Consider the following 20,371-nt stretch of genomic DNA (forward strand, 5'->3'; position numbering starts at 1 on the left):
TGAACAAGTACTCACGGGCCTCAGGGCACCAGGCGGTACCGCAGCATCATGTCGTGGTCCTCGTGGTCGAGCATGTGGCAGTGCCACACGTACCCCTGCAAGGGATGCGCACCCGACCCGTGGTCGTGCCCGCCCATGTCCCCCGACATCCCGAACGTCGCGTCGGGGTCGAACCCGAGCTCGTCCGCGGTCGGGAACCGGACGATGATCCGGGTGATCGAATTCGCGTCCGCGATCACGGTGTCCTTGAACCCCGACTCCCATACCTGCGGCGCCAGGTTCGGCCCGACGACGAACGGGTCCGCCGACGGCGTCCACCGCATCCCGATCGCGGGGACCGGAACCGCCTGCATCAGCGCGTTCGTGTCGATCGCCTGCCGTCCGATCACCCGGAACGTCACCAGATGCAGGTGGATCGGGTGCGGTTCGGGCGTGACGTTGACGATGTTCCACTGTTCGACGGTCCCCTGCCGGGGCATCTCGATGTCCTCGGTCGTGTAGCGAAGATTGTTCAACGACATCAGCGGGGACGGCTGGCCCGGTCCGTCCGCGAGCTGCATCACCGACACGTTGCGCACGACCGACGGTTGCGCGGGCGGCGAGAGCGCGGCGGGACCGCGGCTTCCGCCCCGCAGGGTCTCCGGCACACCGCCGGTGAACCCTGCGGCGGTCCCCACCCGGAACCGGCAGAACCGCGGCATGATCTGCACACCGCGTTGCGCGACCTGCGCCGGAATCGGCTCGTCGTTGCGCAGTTCCACCGTCGTACCGGGTGCGAGAGCACCGAAGTCGACGAGGAGGTCCACCCGCTCCCCCGGTCCGAGGCGGACGTGGTCGGTGGCGACGGGCGCGTCGAGCAGCCCGCCCTCGGCGCCGATCACCCAGAACCTCATCCGGTTCTCGAAGAACAGATTCCACACGCTGAACGACGCCGCGTTGACCATCCGCAGGCGGTACAGGCCCCGCGCCACCGACATTTCCGGCCACACCTTGCCGTTCACGACGCCGACGTCGCCGGGAGTGGCGGCCTCCCAGCTGCCCTGCGGATTCAGCGGATTGGAGCGGACGCTCTGCTTTCCGTCGTCGGTGAAGTTCTTGTCCTGCAGCACCAGCGGGAGCTCGAACTCACCCGCGGGCAGGCCGAGCGGGTTGCCGGCCCGACCGGTGTCGTACTCGTCGCGCAGGAGGTACAGGCCGGCCAGCCCGGCGTAGATGTTGAGCCGGGTGACGCCCATCGCGTGGTCGTGGTACCAGAGCGCACGGGCGTCCTGCCGGTTCGGGAATTCGTGAACCATCTGCTGCCCCGGCCGCATGATGTCCTCGGGATGGCCGTCGAACTCGGGGGGCGTGCGACCGCCGTGCAGGTGCAGCGACGTCGGCACCTGAGTGCGGTCCTGGTCGGTGACGCCGTGGATCCTCGCGTCGACGTCGGCGGCCATGGGGTTGCTCGTGATGTCGTTGCGGTAGGTGAGCGACGTCCGCTGTCCGACGTGGGCTTCGATCGTCGGACCCAGGTAATCCATGCCGCCGTATCCGAGGGCCGGGGAGGCAGGCAGGTCGGGGTGGAACACGTGAGTCGTGCTGGTCGCGTGCACCTCGACGGCGCTCCCGCCCAGCATGGGCAGCGGCGGCAACTGTTCCCGGAACGGCTGCAGCGGCGGCGACGAGAAGACGAGCGGCCGCAACGGATCGATCCCGAACGGGTAGGCGCTCGCCGACCCCACCCCGACGGCGCCGAGACCGGCTGTCAGCGCGAGTCCACGAACGAACGACCTACGCGGAATTCGTCCATCCATTCGGCGGAGCCCCCTGCACGATGCGGCCAACGTTGCGACTCGAGTAGCCGACGGTACCCCAACCGTCGCCGCTCGCATCGGGTTTACGGGGCGTCCCGCCGCACGGCGACCGCCGTCGTGCGAGTCTGACCTCATGACTCGTGCAGTGCCGAAGAACATGGCATGGATCCCCGGGGGCACGTCCTGGATGGGTTCGGAGGACTTCTACCCCGAGGAACGCCCAGCCCACCAGGTGACGGTCGACGGATTCTGGATGGACTCGCACCAGGTCACCGTCGCCGAATTCCGGCGCTTCGTGAAAGCCACCGGCCACGTCACCACCGCCGAGATCGCCCCCGACCCCGCCCAGTACCCGGGCGCCGATCCCACGCTGCTCGTACCCGGTTCGCTGGTCTTCACCCCGCCGCCCGGACCGGTGCCCCTCGACGACGTCACCCGATGGTGGTCGTTCACGCCGGGCGCCGACTGGCGGCACCCGGAAGGTCCGGGCAGCAACGTCGGCGGACGTGAACGCCATCCCGTCACGCACGTGTCGTGGTTCGACGCGCAGGCGTACGCCGAGTGGGCGGGCAAGGACCTGCCCACCGAGGCGGAATGGGAGTTCGCCGCGCGAGGCGGACTGGACCGGAAACCGTTCGTGTGGGGCGACGAGCACGAACCGGGCGGGCGGCCCGGCGGCAACGTCTGGCAGGGACGGTTCCCGTGGGAGAACCTCCTCGAGGACGGCTTCGCGGGAACGTCGCCGGTCGGCAGTTTCCGGCCCAACGGTTACGAACTCAGCGACATGGCCGGCAACGTGTGGGAATGGACCACCGACTACTTCACCGCGGATCACTCCGCGAGCGGAAAGAATGTCGCACCTGCCAGTTCCTGCTGCATTCCCACAAACCCGCGCATCGACACGGCACGCGTCGAGCACCCGGACGAACCGTACGCGCGCCGGGTGATCAAGGGCGGCTCGCACCTCTGCGCACCCAACTACTGCCTCCGCTACCGGCCCTCGGCCCGGCAGGGTGACACCGAGGAGACGTCGACGTGCCACATCGGGTTCCGGTGCATCATCCGCCCCTGACAGCCGTTCTCACCTCACGGGGATGAAGACACGCGGGCCCGATCGGTGTTCGCTCGACATGTGCGACCCACCAAATTATCTGTGGCGCTGGCCCGGGAAGCGCTGATCGCGCGAACCGAAACGGCCAACGGCTGGTTGCAGGGCACACCTCCGGGCCGGACGGTTCGACGCGTCATCGACGGGCTGATCGAAATCGAACTCGTCGACCGGTCGATGACGCTCGCCGCGAGGATCTTCACGTCGGTCCTCCCCGTAATGATTGCCGCCTCGACGCTCAGCAGTTGGAACGTGACCGCCCGCACCATCAAGACCCAGTTCGGCTTCGACCCCTCGCAGTTGTCGCCGGCGTCCGGCGCCGTGGACACCACCGACCCCTCCTTCGCGGCATTCGGTGTGGTGGGTCTGCTGATGATCGCGATCAGCGGCACGTCGTTCGCCCGGGCCCTCGCCCGCATCTACGGCAAGATCTGGAACATACCGTCGATCACCATCCGGGACGCCTGGCGGTGGCTGGTGGTTCTGTTCACCGTCGCGATGTCGGGAACCGCGATCGGCCTGACAGGCGAGCTCACGAACGTCCGGTTCATCGGCCCACCTCTCGCACTCGCCGGGGAATTCGCGGTGTGGATGGTCGTGTGGACGCTCAGCCCCTACCTGCTGACGATGGGCACCCTCAGGGGTCGCGTGCTCTGGGCCACGGGGGCGCTGACCGCCGCCGCCTTGACCATCCTCCACACCGCCGGGCGGCTCGTCCTGCCCCGGATCACCGCCGCCGCGCAACACCAGTTCGGGTCGCTCGGCCTCGTGTTCACCGCGATCAGCTGGCTGTTCGTCCTGTCCGTCGTGATCGTGGGGTCCGCGGTGATCGTGAAGGCCGTCGCGCTCGACGAGGGTTACGTCGGACGCTACCTCCGCGGTCCCGGCGCGGTCGCGTCAGAACAAGCCGCCGAATCCCTTGCCCAGGACGACGGCCCCGATCACGAGTAACAGCACGCTCATCACCGCGGCATTGTTGGCCTGCAACCACACCTTGAGGGTGTCCAGGGTGCCACGCATCCTGTCGGCGGCCACCGCGTAGGCGAGGACCGGGACCAGCACCGTCGACCCGGCCAGCAGCGTGTAGACGACGAGGGCCACCACCTGTTCGCCGCCGCTCACTTTCGCGGTGCCGATGACGACTCCCGCCGACACGCAGAGCAGCAGATTCTTCGGGTTGATCGCGGCCAGAGCGAATCCGAGCCCCGTCGACTTCATGAAGTTCAACTCGTCGATGGCCTGCATCCACTTCGGCGGTTCCGCGTTCGCGTTGCGGCTTCGCCACTGCCTCGCCGCGAGCAGGAGCAGCAGCACACCGAGCACCACCTTCACCCATGACACCGTCGCGGAGGGGTCGTCGGAGTCGGCCTTGTCGATGCCACCGGACAGGAGCAGGAAGATGCCTGTCGCGACGAGGATGCCGACGATCCAGCCGACACCGAATCCCGCGCTCGCACCGCCCGCGCGTTTGGACAGCAACATGAGGATGACGGCGATGATCGGGATGGGCGAGATCGCGACACCCACGGCAAGCGGTAACACATCTCCGATGACTGAGCCCATGTCCGAACCGTAGGGCCGGGACGCCGGCCCCGCCTCGCACGTGCCGGGTGAACCCCACGTGAGTGACAATGTGTGCGCGAGGACATGTGTGCGCGAGGACTCTTTGCCACTCACCTGGCGGTCAGCACGCGCGCCGCGAACTCCAGGGACTCCGGCATGGACGCCATCAGCGATTCGCGATGGTCCTCGTCGGTCAGTTGCTGATATTCGACGTTCACCCCGTGCTGCTGCATCTCGGCGAGTTGCGCCCACGTCAACGGAATCGGCACGGACGTGTCGGACAGACTGTGCACTACCCGCAGCGGACCGTCGAACCCGTCGACGGGCACCTGCTGCATCTCCCGGAACAGGTCCCGGAACTGCTCGGTCCACAGAGGCGCCACGAACAGGTCCCCGACCGAAGTGGGATGGGCGAGCAGGTACCGGCCGATTTCCCGGCTGCACGTCACCTTCGCCAGTTCCATCAATTCGATCCCCTTCGGCGACAGGTACCGCCGAATGCCGACCTCGGGACGCTGGTCGTCGATACCGGCGAGAGTCAGCAACGCGTAGTTCACGATTCCGCTGGTCGGCAGGGCGGGAATCGCGGGGCCCGCGGCCGGGAAGAGCTGTTCCAGGTGCGTCGGCGCGGCCACGGCGACGGCGCCTCGAAAGTCGAGTGCGGGCGCCCGGGTGGTCGCCTCGTGGGCGGCGAAGTAGGTCGCCTGCCCGCCCTGCGACAGTCCCGTGACGATCCACCGGTCGCCGAGAAGGTCGCCGTACACTTCGTGTGCGGCCAGGACGATGTCGACGGCGTTCGCTCCGGCCGCGCGACCGTCGAGGTAGGCATTGACACCGCTGGTGCCGATTCCCGCGTAATCCGTTGCGGCGACGGCATACCCGGCCGCAAGCCACTGCTCGATCGCGGGTAGTTCGACGTAGTTGAACCCGGCGACGGAAGGTGCGCACTGGTCGGCGACCCCGACCGTGCCGTGGGCGTAGGACACCACGGGCCAGCCGCCGTCCGGGGGTTCGCCCCGGGGAAGGAAGATCGATCCGGTGGACTCACCGGTCACAGTCGCGGTACGCAGCGTCGAGTACCGGACCCGCACGCTCTCGCCCGCGTGGGACGGAACGACGGCGGGCGGCAGTTCTTCCTGCGACAGCAGGGTTCTCGGCTGCGCCGACACCTCGGTCGCGCCGGTGAGCAGCACCAGGACCGCCATCAGCGCGACCCCGACCACTCTCATCGGCCCAGTATCCACCCGCAACCGACGTGAGCGGCAAAGCGTGCGGGAGCACACTTTGCCACTCACGTGGGGAGATCAGACGAGCAGTTCGGCGATCTGAATGGTGTTGAGGGCGGCACCCTTCCGCAGGTTGTCACCCGACACGAACAGCGCCAGCCCGCGGCCCTCCGGCACGCCCGGATCCTGGCGGATGCGGCCGACCAGCGACGGGTCGCTGCCCGCGGCTTGGAGCGGGGTGGGGACGTCCACCAGCTTCACACCGGGAGCCTTCGACAGGATCTCCTGTGCCCGCTCCACCGAAAGCGGTCGCTCGAACTCGGCGTTGATCGACAGCGAGTGACCGGTGATCACGGGGACGCGTACGCACGTGCCCGACACCAGCAGGTCCGGGAGACCGAGGATCTTGCGGCTCTCGTTGCGGAGCTTCTGGTCCTCGTCCGTCTCGCCGCTGCCGTCGTCGACGAGCGAGCCGGCGAGCGGCAGCACGTTGAACGCGATCGGCGCGACGTACTTGTTCGGAGCCGGGAAGTCGACGGCGCCGCCGTCGTGGACCAGCTTCTCCGCGTCGCCGATGACGGCGCGAGCCTGGCCCACGAGTTCCTCGACGCCGGCGATGCCGCTGCCGGACACGGCCTGGTAGCTCGACACGATGAGACGCTGCAGCCCTGCCTCGTCGTGGAGAACCTTCAGCACCGGCATCGCGGCCATCGTGGTGCAGTTGGGGTTGGCGATGATGCCCTTCGGCGGGTTCTTCGCCTGCTCCGGGTTGACCTCGCTGACGACCAGCGGGACCTCGGGGTCCTTGCGGAACGCCGACGAGTTGTCCACGACCGTGGCGCCGGCCGCCGCGAAACGCGGCGCCTGTTCACGGGACAGCGTCGCACCCGCCGAGAACAGGGCGATGTCGATGCCCTTCAGGTCCTCGTCGGACGTCGCGGACGCGTCCTCGACGACGATCTCCTCGCCACGGAACGGCAGCTTCTTGCCCGCCGACCGCGCGGAGGCGAAGAACCGCACCTTGTCCGCGGGAAAATTGCGTTCCTCGAGGAGGGTGCGCATGACGATGCCGACCTGTCCGGTCGCACCGACGACAGCGATGGTGGTCATGATCTACCGTCCCGTTCCTGCGTGCACGACGGCTTCTTCGTCGCCGCCGAGCTCGAATGCATCGTGGATCGCCTTCACGGCCTTGTCCAGCTCGACGTCCTTGACGAGCACCGAGATGCGGATCTCCGACGTGGAGATGAGGTCGATGTTGACCCCGGCCTTCGCGAGCGCCTCACAGAACGTCGCGGTGACGCCCGGGTGGCTCTTCATTCCCGCACCGACGAGCGATACCTTGCCGATGTGGTCGTCGAACAGCACCTGGGTGAATCCGATGTCGCCCTGCAGCTTGGTCAGCTTCTCGACGGCGCGGGGGCCGTCGGCGGTCGGCAGGGTGAACGTGATGTCCGTCTTCCCCGTCTCGACCTTCGAGATGTTCTGCAGCACCATGTCGATGTTGATCTCCGCCTCGGCCACCGCGCGGAAGACCTGCGCGGCGTAACCCGGGGTGTCGGGCAGGCCGACGACGGTGATCTTGGACTCGCCGCGATCGTGCGCGACTCCGGTGATGATTGCCTCTTCCACGGGGATGTCCTCCATCGATCCGGACACGATGGTGCCCGGCTTGGTCGTGTATGACGAACGGACGTGCACAGGCACGTTGTATCGGCGGGCGTACTCGACGCAGCGGAGCATGAGCACCTTCGCGCCGCACGCCGCGAGCTCGAGCATCTCTTCGAACGACACCGTCTCGAGACGCTGCGCGTCGGGAACGATGCGCGGGTCGGCGGTGAAGATGCCGTCGACGTCGGTGTAGATCTCGCAGACGTCGGCCTCGAGGGCTGCTGCGAGGGCCACCGCGGTGGTGTCCGAACCGCCACGCCCGAGGGTCGTCACGTCCTTGCTGTCCTGGCTGACGCCCTGGAACCCGGCGACGAGGACGATCGAGCCCTTGTCGAGCGCATCCCGGACGCGGCCCGGAGTGACGTCGATGATCTTGGCGTTGCCGTGAGCACCGGTGGTGATGACGCCCGCCTGCGAACCCGTGAACGAACGGGCCTCCGCACCGAGCGAATGAATTGCCATTGCGACGAGAGAATTGGAGATGCGCTCACCGGAGGTCAGCAGCATGTCCATTTCGCGGGCGGGTGGGGCTGGGCACACCTGCTGAGCCAGATCGAGCAGCTCATCAGTGGTGTCCCCCATCGCTGAAACCACGACGACGACATCGTTGCCGGCCTTCTTGGTCTCGACGATCCGTTCAGCCACTCGTCGGATTCTCTCGGCGGTTGCCACCGAGGATCCGCCGTACTTCTGGACGACGAGAGCCACGCGTTTCTACCTCCAGGTCGATGAATCTGTACTGGTCCAGCTGTCGAGCTTACCGGCGGAGTCCAATCTGATCCCGGGTGAGTCCGTTCGGGCGCCTATCCGAATGCCGTGCTCGCGGCGTCCGCGACCCTCGCCACGGCCGCGCAGTTCGGGCCGTGAACAGTGACGACTGCGCCCGCGTGACCGAGCCTGCGGGTGAACTCGTCGACGCCCGCCCCGGGCCGTGTGATGTCGATCGGATCGCCCATCGGACTCGTCCAACGGCAGCGGTCACCGACCGTCTCCGGCTCGGCGGGAACGGGTGGTCGGTTTTCCTTGACGGGGGACATCGTGAACGACACGGTCACCTCGCTCCCGGGCACCCGATTCGGGTTCGGGAACAGGACGCAGTCGAACGGGGTGGGCGGCGCCGCCGGATCGACGACGCGCCCACCCGCCGCGCTCCCCAGCACGTCGAGCACCTCGCACGGGTCGCGGACCGCGAGCCCCACCTGATCCGCGGACGCGGCGGCGCGGACGGGCAGCCCGGACCGCATCCTGTCGATCGCCGCCTCCAGCACCGCGTCGGCAAGCGGGCACGCGTCCTCCCCGGCCACGGTCCCGGTGCGGACGGTCGCGAGTTGCGGTGCCACCCGGTCCTGGAGTGTTCCGAGGTTCAGCCGGAAGGCCCGCTCGCACGTCCCGCGGGCGAGGTCGGGGCCCGCGCCGCGGTAGACGGTCACGCCGTCGACCGTGTCCTGCCCGGTCAGTGCTGTGCCGGGCAGCATCGACGGCAGCAGGGACATCTCCACGTAGGTGGTCGCACCGCCGGGCCGGGCCATCAGGGCCGAACACACCGGCAACTGCACCGCCGACCCGAACTGCCAGACCGCCCCGGCCCTCCGCACGACCACCTCGTCGACGAGCCCGCACGGATCGGCGGCGCGCAGGACGTCCTCGACGTCGACGTGGCGTTGCTGTTCCGGCGTCAGCACCTCCAGCGGCGAAGCCCCCGCGGTTCCCGACACGCTGTGCGCGCATCCGGACGTGATCGCGGCGCACAGGAGCGCCGCGGCAACTGTCTTCACTCGATCCCCCCTCGAATCGGCCCGAACACTACCGCCGACCCGCCGACGAGGTTCGGTCACACGCGGGCGAGCAGTCCCCGCAACATTCGAGCAGGAGCACGCAGGCGATGACGGCGGCGGGCGTGATGACCAGACCGATCATCTCGGGGACCAGCAACCAGATCTCCTCGCTCCCGTGTGCCCCCTGATCAGGTGGTCCGGACGAACGGCGGGATCTCGAAGGTCCCGTCGAACACCTGCGGCTTCGGGCTGTACATCCGCAGCAGCGGCCGAAATCCGCCGTCCGGTGTGGGCAACCAGTTGGCGCGGGCGGCGGGATCGGCCGGGGCGGCGGCACCGAGGGTGATCGTCAGCGAACCGTCGTCGGCGAACACCAACCCCGGCGTGCGGTCGCCGATCGAATAGCGGTCGAGGGGATTGTCCACGAGGAAGAAGTCCGGGAGGTCGTACATGGTGATCGACCAGAACGCGTCGACGGGCGGCGTCTGCGCGAACGTGAGTGTGTACGTGTGTTCGCCGGACAGTTCGTTGCCGTCGCTGTCGTGGTAGACCGGCGCGTACGCGGCCTCGTATCCGTGGTTTCCCCATAGGCCCGCCCTCGCCGCGCCGGCCCGCATGCCCAGCGCCCGCGACCGATCCGCGATTCGCCACTCGGGTGAGTCGAGGGTGCCGACCTCGAAGAAGTCGTCGTTGTAGTCGAAGGCGTGGTACATCGGCTGCCAGCCATTGACCACCGTTCCGCCGGCTCCCGATTTCAGTGCGGTGTCGAGCGATCGATGCCCGGCCTCGGCTCCGGCCGTCAGCATCGATGCGAGGTCCGGCGGCGCCTCGAGATACGGCGACGACCCGGTCTCGAGCAGTCCGAGTGGGGCGAACGCCTGCTGCACGACGAGGTCCCGAGGTGCCGGCGGGTACGCCTGCGAGTACACCCGCAGCTTCTCCCAGAATCGAAGTTCGTCGGGGACGTTCGGGTCGGGCGCGGGCAGTCCCTCCGCCGGGTCCTGGTCGCCGACGGGTTCCAGCGTCAGCGCCGACTGCAGTTGCCGCACCCGCCCCAGGTCGTCCTCGCCGTCGCACGCCCACCGGCCGACGATGGTGGCCGCCGCAGTCGGACACGCGATCCGCGTCGCACCGGCCGGGACCTCGCCGGACCATTCGGGGCAGGTGAGCAGGTAGCGCCCGGCCCCCGTTCCCGTCGCACGTTTGCCGACGTACGCGAAATTGTTCGTCCACGCATCGACGAACTGCAGCACGTAATACGCGCCGCCGCTGTCGGGCACTCGCAGCAACTGCGGTCCGTGGGCGAGGTCGAGCTGAGCGATCGAATAGATGGTGTCGTTGTTGACCGAGACGAAGGTGTCCTGCGGCCCGGCGAGTGTGCGGGCGTGGCTGAACGTGTTGAACGGTGCAGCGTCGAGACTCCCCATCCCCTCCGCCACGAACCGGTTCACCTGATCCAGGTCGAACACCAACGGGAAGCCGTACACCCACGCCTTGGCGGCGAGTTCCTGCAATTCAGCGCTCACGACTCTCTCCTGTCCCGCGGTCTCTCGTGTGAGGCGGCTCCGCCGGCTCCTACTGCCGGTCCGGTCCGGCGAGAGCCTCCCGTACGGTCGGATACAGGCCGACAGGTGTCGCGCCCGAACCCGAGCGTCGTATCGTGTCCCGGAACTGTCCGATGTCCCGCGCCACGCGCAGTTCGATTCGCCGGCGTGCGAGCGCATCCCGCAACTGCACGAGCATCTGCGCGGCACTGACATCGATGAACGGCGACGTCTCGGCGTCGAGGACCACGATGCGCGTGTCGTCGGTGCACAGCGCCTCGATGCCGTCCTTGACGTGGTCGGAGTTGGCGAAGAACAGTCCCGCCTCGACGCGCACCACGACCACGTGCGGTGTGGTTGTGAGGTCGGGGTGACGCTCGGCGTCGACCCACCGCGACCCGTCCTTCGCCAGGGCCGCGACGTGGGGACGCGACACCCGGTAGAGCAGCAGCAGCATGGACACGCCGATGCCGATGACCAGTCCGGGCAGGGTGTCGAACAGGAGCACGCCCATCATCGCGGCGAGCGCGGCCGCGAAATCGGCCCGGGCGGCGTATCCGTAGATGCTGCCGAGCCTTTCGGTCCACACCCCGTACAGCCGGCGCAGCGCGGAAATGTCGACGAGTTCGATGACGGCGGCAATCACCACCGCCGCAAGCGTTGCCTCGGGCAGCTTCTCGAACAGACCGGTGAGGAACAGCAGCGTGACCACGGTGAGCGCGGCGACGACGAGACCGCTGACCTGCGATTTGGCGCCCGCTCCGCCGTTGACCGCCGTCTTGGAGAGGCTGCCGTTGACCACCATTCCCGAGCACAGCCCGGAACCGAGGTTGGCCGCGCCGAGGCCGAGAAGTTCCCGGTTCGCGTCGACGTCGTAGCCCTCTCTGGCGGCATACGTCTTCGCGGCCCCGAGCCCCTCGGCGAATCCGATCAGCAGCACACCGACCGCCGGGCCCAGCAGGTCCACGTAGTCGTCGAACCCGACACCGCCGGGCAATCCGACCGTGGGCAGACCCGAGTCGATGTGACCGACGATGTCGACCCCCTTGCCGTCCAGCCCGAACAGCGTCACCGCCGCGATCCCGAGGAGCACCGCGAGCAGGGATCCCGGGACGAGTGGCAGCCACCGTTTGAATCCGAGCACCACCACCAGGCTGACGACGCCGACGGCGAGTGTGCCCCCGTCGGTGTCCCCGAGGTGGGTGATCACCCCCCAGGCCTGTTCGAAGAAATTGCCCTTCGACTTCTCCACACCGAAGAGCGCGGGCACCTGCCCGACGATGATGGTGAGGGCGAGGCCGACGATGAACCCCTTCAGCACCGGTTCGGAAATGAACGACGCGACGAATCCGAGACGCAGCAGACCGGCGACCAACCCCACGATGCCGGTGGCGATCGCGAGGACGGCGGACAGGGCCGCATACTTTCCGCCGTCCGCACCCGCCAGCGGCGCGACGATGGCCGCCGACAGGGCGGCGGTCGCCGACATCGGTCCCACGACGAGATGCCGCGAACTGCCGGCCGCCGCGTACAGGATCAGGGCAGGCACCGCCGCATAGAGGCCGACGACGGGGGGCACTCCCGCGATGGTGGCGTAGGCGAGTGCTTCGGGCACGAGCACGGCCCACACGGTCAGGCCCGCAATCACATCGGGCCTGACCCACCCCCGCCGGTAGTCCTGCAGCGAGTCGAACACCGGCCAGACGCCGGTAGCCGACCTCACCACGTCGTCACCGCCCTAGTCCCTGGCGGTGTCCCACGTGGTGACGGCCCAGATCACGACGACGTCGAGTGCGATGATCAGGATCGACCACAGCGGGTAGTACGGCAGCCACAGGAAGTTCGCGAGGATCGACAGCGCGGCAATGCAGACCGCGACGACGCGAGCCCACGTGGCACCCGTCATCAGTCCGATCGCGCTGATGACCAGGACGACGCCCAGCACGATGTGAATCCATCCCCACGCGGTGGTGTCCCACTGGTAGGTGTACTCGACGCCGACGACCAGCAGGTTGTCGGATGCGACTGCGGCGATGCCCTGGAAGAAGGAAATCACGCCGACGGTCAGCAGCAATATCGCCGCTGCCAGCGACGTTCCCGCGGCAAAACCCTGTTTGACAGGGCTGTTCGTTCTGTACTCCGGAGTTGTCGTCATGTCCATGCCCTTCTCGAAAGGATGTGCTCGAACAGTGGAATCGTGCGGCTTCGCGGCAGTGTCGGCATCATCCGCGCCGGGTGATCCTCATCTGCAACGGATGATGTGCCGCCGCCGTCCGGGTGCGAGAGTCGCGTATGGGCATCCCGGTTGGCCGATTGTTGCGAAAGGACACGCGATGACCGATCCGCAGGACGTTGCCGGCGCGGCGCCGGATTCTCGGTGGTCGATGCCCCGGGGCCTGATCGTGATTCTCGGTCTGGCCGCGCTCGTCGTCACCGTGGCCGGGATCCAGGTGGCCGCGGCGATAGTCGGCCCGATCTTTCTCGCTCTCATGCTGACCGTCGCGGTCCACCCCCTCCCCGAATGGCTTCACCGAAAAGGGGTCCCGCCCTGGCTCGCCACGATCGCGGCGATCCTGGTCGTCAACGGGATCCTCGTCGTCCTCGTGCTGTCGCTGGCCCTGTCGGTCGCCCAGCTCGCGACGCTCCTGCCGGAGTACGCGGACGACTTCGGCGCCCTCATCGACAGCGCCCAGAGTTTTCTGAACAGCGTCGGCGTGAACTCGGCCGACGCCCAGACCCTGCTCTCCCAGGTGGATTACAACAAGGTCTTCGGCCTCGTCGACGGGATCCTGCAAGCGATGCTGGGGATCTTCTCGAACCTGCTGTTCCTGCTCGCACTACTGCTGTTCATGGCCGTCGACGGAAGCTCGTACGGTTCGCGGATGCGCATCGTCACGCAGATGCGCCCCGAGATCGCCACCGCCCTCTCCTCCTTTTCGGTCGGCACCCGCAAGTACCTGATCGTGACCACGGTCTTCGGGCTGATCGTCGCGGTCATCGACACCGGAGCGCTGTGGGCGCTGGGCATCCCGCTGCCGGTCCTGTGGGGACTGCTGTCGTTCATCACCAACTACATTCCGAACGTCGGCTTCGTCCTCGGACTCGTTCCGCCGGCGATCCTCGCACTGCTGCAGGGCGGCCCGGGACTGATGCTGACGGTCATCGTCCTGTACAGCGTCATCAACGTCATCATCCAGTCCGTGATCCAGCCGAAGTTCGTCGGAGACGCGGTGGGTCTGTCCGTGACGTTCACGTTCCTGTCGCTGGTGTTCTGGACGTGGATCCTCGGTCCCCTCGGCGCGATCCTGGCCATCCCGCTGACGCTGATGACGAAGGCGCTGCTCATCGACATCGACCCGTCCACGCGGTGGGTGAACACGATTCTCAGCAGCGCTCCCTCTCCCCCCGCACCGATCGCCGCCCCTGCCAAACCTCGACACGAGAAGGACGAATCATGACACCCGATTTCTCCGACACCACCGATTTCGAGGACGCCGACCGTGGTTTCGTCGACCGCCTCGACCCCTGCACCGTTCCGGACGGGGACGGCCGCGTCGTGTGGGACATGCAGGAGTATTCGTTCCTCTCCGGGGACTGTCCGGACACTGCCCATCCGAGTCTCTGGCGTCAGTCGCAACTGTGCGCGAAGGACGGTCTGTACGAGGTCACCGAGGGCATCTACCAGCTACGCGGAATCGACCTGTCCAACATGACGATCGTCGAGGGCGAGACGGGCATCCTGGTGATCGACCCGCTGATCTCGCAGGAAACCGCGGCCGCCGCGCTCGCGCTGTACCGGAAGTACCGTGGCGACCGGCCCGTCACCGGGGTGATCTACACCCACTCCCACATCGACCACTTCGGTGGTGTCGTCGGCGTACTCCCGGACGGTCGCGGCAACGTCCCGATCCTCGCACCCGAGGGGTTCCTCGAGCACGCCGTCTCCGAGAACATCTATGCCGGAACGGCAATGGGCCGGCGTGCCACCTACATGTACGGGCCGCTGCTTCCCAAGGGCCCGCGCGGACACCTCGGTGCGGGGCTCGGCACGAACACGTCGACGGGGCGACCCGGTCTGATTCCGCCGACCGTCGACATCACCCACACCGGTCAGGAGGAGACCGTCGACGGCATCCGGATCCTCTTCCAGGTGACGCCGGGAACCGAGGCGCCTGCCGAGATGAACTTCCTGTTCCCCGACCACCGGGCACTGTGCATGGCCGAGAACGCCACCCACAATCTGCACAATCTCCTCACGTTGCGGGGCGCGCTGGTCCGGGATCCTCGCGCCTGGTCGCGATATCTCGACCAGGCGATCGAGATGTTCGACGGCGGCTACGACGTCGCGTTCGCCTCCCACCACTGGCCGACGTGGGGACGCGACCGGGTGGTGACATTCCTGTCGCAGCAGCGCGACCTGTACCAGTACCTGCACGACCAGACCCTGCGGATGCTCAACGCGGGCATGACCGGCATCGAGATCGCCGAGGACTTCCCGCTGCCACCCGCCCTCGAATCCGCCTGGCACGCACGCGGATACTACGGATCGGTCAGCCACAACGTGAAGGCGATCTACCAGCGGTACATGGGCTGGTTCGACGGCAACCCGACGTCGCTGTGGCAGCATCCACCCGAAAATCTGGCGACGCGTTACGTCGAGTGCATGGGTGGCCAGGACGAGGTCCGGTCGAAGGCGGCCCAATACCTCGAGCAGGGAGATCTGCGGTTCGCCGCCGAACTGCTCAAGCACGCCGTGTTCGCCGACCCCTCCGACGACGCAGCCAAGGACCTCCTCGCCCGCACGTACGAACAACTCGGGTTCGGCGCGGAGAACGCGACATGGCGCAACTTCTACCTCACGGGTGCACTCGAACTGCGCAGCGGCATCACCGCCCCACCGCTCAGCGACCTCGGCGCAGACATGCTGAGCGCCCTGACGATCGAGCAGATCTTCGACTCCGTCGCCCTCCGCATCAACGGCCCCCGCGCCTGGGACAAGACCCTCGTCGCGGAGTGGCATTTCACCGATCCTGAAGCGCACTACCGGACGACGCTGTCCAACGGGGCGCTCATCCAGACGCTCGCGCCGAGGACCACGACGCAACCGGACGTGTCGTTGACCCTGACGAAGATGCAATTGCTCGCCCTGTTTGCCGGCCAGGGACTCGAAGGCATCGAGGTGACGGGCGACCCGTCGAAGCTCCTCGCGCTCACCGAACTACTCGACCCACCCGACAACGCGTTCCCGATCGTCACGCCGTAGGCGCTCCGCGCCCGTGCGCCTTTTTGGTAGCTGGAACAACCAGAACGGCGCACGAGCGGCGAAGCCGCCTACGGAAAGTCGACGATCGCGAGGTTGGTCGGAAGTTGGTCGGTCCGCGGCTCACCGGTGGGCAGTTTGCCCTGCAGGAATTGCCCCGACAGGTAGTCGTCGGCGTCGAGGATCTGCTGCGGCGCCACCTGCCCCTCGTACTCGAAGCTGTCGAACACGTACGGCAGTGAGTCGGCGTACAGCAGGCTCGGGCCGTTCATCAACTGGAAGTGCAGGTGCGACGCGTTGGCGTTGCCGGTGTTCCCGAGTTGCGCGATCTTGTCGCCCTTCTTCACCTGGTCACCCGGCTTCACCACCAGCGACCCCTCGATGAAGTGCGCGTACATCGCGTACACACCGCCCCCGAGGTCCAGGACGACGTGGTTGCCGTCGACGTTCTCCACGGTGAGCTTCGCGGCGAGTTCCGGCACCTCGGCGGGCAGGGTGCCCGGGGCGTTGGCGGGCACGTTGTCCAGCGTCGCCACGACCGTTCCGTCGGCGACGGCGTACACGTCGGAACCGTAGTCGACGTAGCTCTCGTTCTTCGTGCGGTCGCCGGTGTAGAACTCGCCCTGGTCATTGGTCCGTTTCCAGTCGATCGCGAACCGCTGACTGTTGTTGATCTTGCCGTCGACCGGCAGGGGCGACGTGCGGTGCGGGAACCCGGGCAGGCAGCAGCCGTTGAGCGCGATCCAGTTGTCGCCCTTCAGCGGCGGCGAGATGACGCGCGGCGTCCCGGCGTCGATGTCGAGCGCCGTCACCAGATAGTCGACGGGCGACGGTTCCTTCGCCGCCGGAGCCGCGGCGGCGCTGCCGTACAGATGGTGGAGCACCGTCTTCGGGGCATGGTCGAGCGAATCGAAGGTGTAGTCGACGAACAGGATGCGGGTCTCCTGTGGCGGGATCGCTGTCGACGTCGCGGGTGGTGCGGTGAGCATCCGCAGCCGGTTGCAGTCACCGTACGGACAATTCGGTTCGACGAGCGCCGCACCGGAGAACGACGCGATCACCGTCGACGGGTCGGTCCCGTCGACGACGTCCAACTTGTCGAGGGTCGCCGGGACCGGTGTCGCGTTCGTCAACTGGAGGTCGTACGCGACGTGGTATTTCCCGTCGGTGCCCAGGAACGGAAAGGTCGGATCACCGATCGGGATCAGGGTCAGTCCGGTGTACGCGTCGGGGACGGTGACCGACCCCGTCCCACCTGCCGCAGTCGACGACGGGCCCGCCTCCGACGTGTCGTCGCCGGACGAACACCCCGCAACCGTGCACACCACCGACATCACCAGCGCAGCAGCGAAAACTTTCATGCTCACTCCTCTCGGGCGCTTCGCGCTCGTGCGCCTTTCTGGCTGTTCCCGCTACCAAAAAGGCGCACAGGCGCGAAGCGCCTGATGTGGTTCCCGGCAATCGTCCGCCGATTCAATCGCGACGGACTCACCCGTCGCGTGTGATTCCCGATGAACTTGGGGTGGCCGTCGGATTGCAGAAAAAACGTTCAGCCACACAAAACAACCCGTTCTCGCTAAAATCATCACACCGGCCCACGGCGTCGAAGCAGCACCGGCCCACGGCGTCGGAGACGCACGGGCTCTCCGCGTCGGAGATTGGCGTTTGTCGAAGGTCGTTTCTCGGGGCAGCGAGATTTGGGGGTCGGCGTGACGGCAGCACCACTGGGGGAATTTCATCTGAGCACTCGAATACCGTCGCGTGCAGGGGGTCGAACGGTCACCCGAACCCGCCTGCACACCATGCTCACCGAGGCGCTCACCGACGAGGCCCGCCCCTACCCGGTCGCACTGGTCTGCGCGCCGGCCGGGTCGGGGAAGACGCGCGCCGTGGCGGACTGGGCGCGGGAGTTGCTCGCCGCCGACGACGCTCCGACCATTGCCTGGTTCACCATCGAGGAGCGGCACAACGACCTCGACGTCGTCCACCGGGCGATCCTCCGCGCACTCGCCGACACCGGGAATCCTCGACTGCAGTCGGCGTGCGCCGGGCTCGATTCCGAGTCACCGGGCCTCGGCGCGAAGTTGTCGGCCGCGTTGCACGACCTCGGCGAGAACGTCTGGATGATCATCGACGACGCGCATCTCCTCCGGGACACCGACGTGCTCACCGACCTCGAGTCGTTCATGCGCTGGCAGCCTCCGATGCTGCGAACGGTCATCATCGGACGGTTCGAGCCGCCGCTCGCTCTGCAACGACTTCGCCTGGACGGCAAGCTGTTCACGCTCACCGCAACGGATCTCGCGTTCACGTCCGACGAGGCGGCCGCGATGCTCGACGAGCACGGTGTGGTGCTGCGCCCGGACGACCTCGACGCCCTCATGGATCGCACGGAGGGCTGGGCCGCCGGAATCCGCCTGGCGGGAATGTCTTTGGAAGGGCATCCGGATCCGAGCGGCTTGATCGCCGAGTTCACGGGCGACCGCCGGGCCGTCGCCGACTATCTCATCGAGGAGGTTCTCGCCGGCCAGACCGACGAGATGCGCGAATTCCTGCTGCGGACGTCCGTACCCGCCTCCTTCACGGTCGAACTCGCCGAGAAGCTCACCGGCTGCCCGGACGCGCACGGAAACATCGACTGGCTCGAACACCACAATTTCCTGATCAGCCGCATCACCGAGAACCCCACGCAGTATCGCTACCACCCGCTGCTGCGGAGTTATCTACGCGCCGAGATCAGCCGGATCGGCCACGTGGAGGTCGAGCATCTCGAATTGACGGCGGCCCACTGGCACGACGAATTCGGTGACGCACTGCCCGCACTCGAGCACGCGGTGAATTCCGGCGATCACGACGAGATCGTGGCGCTGCTGGCCCGGACGTCGATGGCCCTGATCGTCGGGGGTCATGGCCAGGCCGTCGACCGGCTTCTGACGCGGGCGCCCCGGGCGTCGCAGGATCACCCGTCGGCTCGACTTCTCCGCGCTGCCGCGGCGCTCGCATCGGGCAACGTTCAGGTTGCCGCGTCCACCCTCGACCTTCTCGACCGCAGGCGGTCGGGTCTGCTGGTGGACGGCGCCGCCGAATCGCGCGTTCACCTGTTGCTCCGCGAATCGCTGCGGGTGCAGACCGCGATCCGCATCGGCGACATCGACACCGCCCTGACCCGGCTGCGGAGGGTGGGCGCCGGATCGAGTGGCGATCCCGACCTCGACGCGTTCGTGCTGCTCCAGGAGGGGCGCGCGCTGCTCTTCCTCGGACGACACGACGAGTCGGAGATCGTGCTCCGAAAGTCGCTCGCGCACGCGCGGCTCGGCGACACGCCACTGAGCGTCATGTACTGCCTCGGAACGCTCGGCGCCGTCACGATGTCGCGGGGAGAGGTGCTGGGCACGTCCGAACTGGTGGACGAGGCACTCGCGATCGGCCGCGCGCAGTCGGCGACGAGCGATCCGACGTTCCTCATGACGAAGCTCATCGACTCCTGGTGCCGCTACATCCGGATGGACCCCGATGCCGCGCGGATCGCCGCAGAATCGGCCGAGGCGCTGCGGCGCACAGATACCGCTGCCGCGGGTTTCGCCGACGGTGCCGCGGCCCTGTTCGGTCTCGACGAGGCCGAGCACCGGCACAACTCGGTGACGACGGTGCACGCGGACAGTCCCGTGTCGGCCTCGCTGCCGGTGCCGCCGGGTATCCGGGCGGTCCTGCTGCCTGCCATCCAGTACGCGTACCTGTCCGCCGGGGAGATCGGGTGGGCACACGAGCTGGCCACCGAGACACCTGCCGTCCTCGGGCCCACCGGCGACACGCCCCTCGTGGAGGCGATCATCCATCTACACCTGCACCGCCTCGACCTGGCCCGCAAAACGCTCCAGCCCGTCCTGGACGGCGAACAGGACTGCGCGGCGGGCACCAGCTTGATCGCGGCATGGCTCGTCGACGCGTCGATCGCGCTTGCCCGCAAACATGATTCACGTGCCCACAGCGCACTCACCGAGGCGCTGCGACTCGCGGAGCCGCAGTCGGTGCTGCGCCCGTTCCACGACTGCGGACCACAGATCAGAGACCTCCTCGTGCGAAGCACCGGCCGCTTCGGCGTGCTCGAACCCTTCGCGGAGAGGCTCCGCGCATCGTTCCCGAGGTCGGAGAGCGCCGCATCCGACATGCTCACACCGCGCGAGCTGGAACTCCTCGTGGAGCTTCCGTCGTGGCGCACCGCCGAACAGATCGCGGCAGATCTGTGCGTGTCGGTGAACACCGTCAAGACCCACCTGCGCGGGATCTACCGCAAACTCGGCGTCACGTCCCGCCGCGACGCCATCGCCGCCGCGCAACACAACGGCTTGCTCTGAGGCGGTTCACCACTTGCGGGTGAGGCGCATCGCCGTTCTGTCGGTCACCCTGAAATCTACGGCTGACCGTGTT

15 protein-coding genes are annotated in these 20,371 nt (G+C 67.5%); 5 read left to right on the forward strand and 10 right to left on the reverse strand.

From position 1 onward, the window contains the following. Window positions 1–20: 20 nt before the first annotated feature. A complete protein-coding gene (locus H0B43_RS15230) occupies window positions 21–1,796 on the reverse strand; it encodes a multicopper oxidase family protein (protein ID WP_185727163.1) in 1,776 nt (591 codons plus the stop codon). A 133-nt stretch (window positions 1,797–1,929) separates the two neighbouring features. On the opposite strand from H0B43_RS15230, the gene H0B43_RS15235 reads away from it, so the two are divergent. Then, complete coding sequence (locus H0B43_RS15235) at window positions 1,930–2,868, forward strand: formylglycine-generating enzyme family protein (protein ID WP_185727162.1); 939 nt, start codon at window positions 1,930–1,932, stop codon at window positions 2,866–2,868. Between the two features lie 81 nt (window positions 2,869–2,949). Next, complete coding sequence (locus H0B43_RS15240) at window positions 2,950–3,855, forward strand: hypothetical protein (RefSeq protein WP_185729950.1); 906 nt, start codon at window positions 2,950–2,952, stop codon at window positions 3,853–3,855. Here H0B43_RS15240 and H0B43_RS15245 read toward each other — a convergent pair. The 8 genes from H0B43_RS15245 to H0B43_RS15280 form a co-directional block, all read right to left on the reverse strand. Continuing rightward, window positions 3,802–4,467, reverse strand: a complete 666-nt coding sequence (locus H0B43_RS15245; protein WP_185727161.1) for a GAP family protein — start codon at window positions 4,465–4,467, stop codon at window positions 3,802–3,804. The two genes, H0B43_RS15240 and H0B43_RS15245, sit on opposite strands and share 54 nt — an antisense overlap. A 110-nt stretch (window positions 4,468–4,577) precedes the next feature. Then, window positions 4,578–5,696 carry a S9 family peptidase gene (locus H0B43_RS15250; RefSeq protein WP_185727160.1) on the reverse strand — a complete coding sequence of 373 codons (1,119 nt, stop codon included), beginning with the start codon at window positions 5,694–5,696 and terminating at the stop codon, window positions 4,578–4,580. Between the two features lie 75 nt (window positions 5,697–5,771). Then, a complete protein-coding gene (locus H0B43_RS15255) occupies window positions 5,772–6,803 on the reverse strand; it encodes an aspartate-semialdehyde dehydrogenase (protein WP_185727159.1) in 1,032 nt (343 codons plus the stop codon). Window positions 6,804–6,806: 3 nt separating this feature from the next. Further along, the gene (locus tag H0B43_RS15260; protein ID WP_185727158.1) at window positions 6,807–8,072 is read right to left on the reverse strand and encodes an aspartate kinase; all 1,266 of its coding nucleotides are present in this window, start codon (window positions 8,070–8,072) and stop codon (window positions 6,807–6,809) included. Window positions 8,073–8,167: 95 nt separating this feature from the next. Next, on the reverse strand, window positions 8,168–9,139 hold the full coding sequence (locus H0B43_RS15265) for a hypothetical protein (protein ID WP_185727157.1): 972 nt from the start codon (window positions 9,137–9,139) through the stop codon (window positions 8,168–8,170). Between the two features lie 188 nt (window positions 9,140–9,327). Then, window positions 9,328–10,665 carry a DUF1254 domain-containing protein gene (locus tag H0B43_RS15270; protein ID WP_185727156.1) on the reverse strand — a complete coding sequence of 446 codons (1,338 nt, stop codon included), beginning with the start codon at window positions 10,663–10,665 and terminating at the stop codon, window positions 9,328–9,330. A 49-nt stretch (window positions 10,666–10,714) separates the two neighbouring features. Then, window positions 10,715–12,409 carry a SulP family inorganic anion transporter gene (locus H0B43_RS15275; protein ID WP_185727155.1) on the reverse strand — a complete coding sequence of 565 codons (1,695 nt, stop codon included), beginning with the start codon at window positions 12,407–12,409 and terminating at the stop codon, window positions 10,715–10,717. Between the two features lie 12 nt (window positions 12,410–12,421). Then, a complete protein-coding gene (locus H0B43_RS15280) occupies window positions 12,422–12,844 on the reverse strand; it encodes a hypothetical protein (protein WP_185727154.1) in 423 nt (140 codons plus the stop codon). 172 nt (window positions 12,845–13,016) lie between these two features. On the opposite strand from H0B43_RS15280, the gene H0B43_RS15285 reads away from it, so the two are divergent. Further along, window positions 13,017–14,141: an AI-2E family transporter gene (locus H0B43_RS15285; protein WP_185727153.1), complete on the forward strand. Its 1,125-nt coding sequence runs from the start codon at window positions 13,017–13,019 to the stop codon at window positions 14,139–14,141. Beyond that, window positions 14,138–15,946, forward strand: a complete 1,809-nt coding sequence (locus H0B43_RS15290) for an alkyl/aryl-sulfatase (protein WP_185727152.1) — start codon at window positions 14,138–14,140, stop codon at window positions 15,944–15,946. The genes H0B43_RS15285 and H0B43_RS15290 overlap by 4 nt, the downstream gene beginning before the upstream one ends. Window positions 15,947–16,014: 68 nt before the next feature. On the opposite strand, the gene H0B43_RS15295 is transcribed toward H0B43_RS15290, so the two are convergent. Then, complete coding sequence (locus H0B43_RS15295; RefSeq protein ID WP_185727151.1) at window positions 16,015–17,304, reverse strand: M23 family metallopeptidase; 1,290 nt, start codon at window positions 17,302–17,304, stop codon at window positions 16,015–16,017. A gap of 441 nt (window positions 17,305–17,745) precedes the next feature. Between H0B43_RS15295 and H0B43_RS15300 the strand changes: the two genes are divergently transcribed. Beyond that, window positions 17,746–20,298, forward strand: a complete 2,553-nt coding sequence (locus tag H0B43_RS15300) for a LuxR C-terminal-related transcriptional regulator (RefSeq protein WP_185727150.1) — start codon at window positions 17,746–17,748, stop codon at window positions 20,296–20,298. Window positions 20,299–20,371: the final 73 nt, after the last annotated feature.

The sequence above is a fragment of the Rhodococcus sp. 4CII genome (assembly GCF_014256275.1).
GTDB lineage: Bacteria > Actinomycetota > Actinomycetes > Mycobacteriales > Mycobacteriaceae > Rhodococcus_F > Rhodococcus_F wratislaviensis_A.

Coding starts and splice junctions, on each gene's coding strand:
- H0B43_RS15300 (WP_185727150.1), top strand. CDS start 17,746: ATGCTCACCGAGGCGCTCACCGACGAGGCCCGCCCCTACCCGGTCGCA.
- H0B43_RS15255 (WP_185727159.1), bottom strand. CDS start 6,803: ATGACCACCATCGCTGTCGTCGGTGCGACCGGACAGGTCGGCATCGTC.
- H0B43_RS15235 (WP_185727162.1), top strand. CDS start 1,930: ATGACTCGTGCAGTGCCGAAGAACATGGCATGGATCCCCGGGGGCACG.
- H0B43_RS15280 (WP_185727154.1), bottom strand. CDS start 12,844: ATGGACATGACGACAACTCCGGAGTACAGAACGAACAGCCCTGTCAAA.
- H0B43_RS15295 (WP_185727151.1), bottom strand. CDS start 17,304: ATGAAAGTTTTCGCTGCTGCGCTGGTGATGTCGGTGGTGTGCACGGTT.
- H0B43_RS15290 (WP_185727152.1), top strand. CDS start 14,138: ATGACACCCGATTTCTCCGACACCACCGATTTCGAGGACGCCGACCGT.
- H0B43_RS15285 (WP_185727153.1), top strand. CDS start 13,017: ATGACCGATCCGCAGGACGTTGCCGGCGCGGCGCCGGATTCTCGGTGG.
- H0B43_RS15245 (WP_185727161.1), bottom strand. CDS start 4,467: ATGGGCTCAGTCATCGGAGATGTGTTACCGCTTGCCGTGGGTGTCGCG.
- H0B43_RS15250 (WP_185727160.1), bottom strand. CDS start 5,696: ATGAGAGTGGTCGGGGTCGCGCTGATGGCGGTCCTGGTGCTGCTCACC.
- H0B43_RS15230 (WP_185727163.1), bottom strand. CDS start 1,796: ATGGATGGACGAATTCCGCGTAGGTCGTTCGTTCGTGGACTCGCGCTG.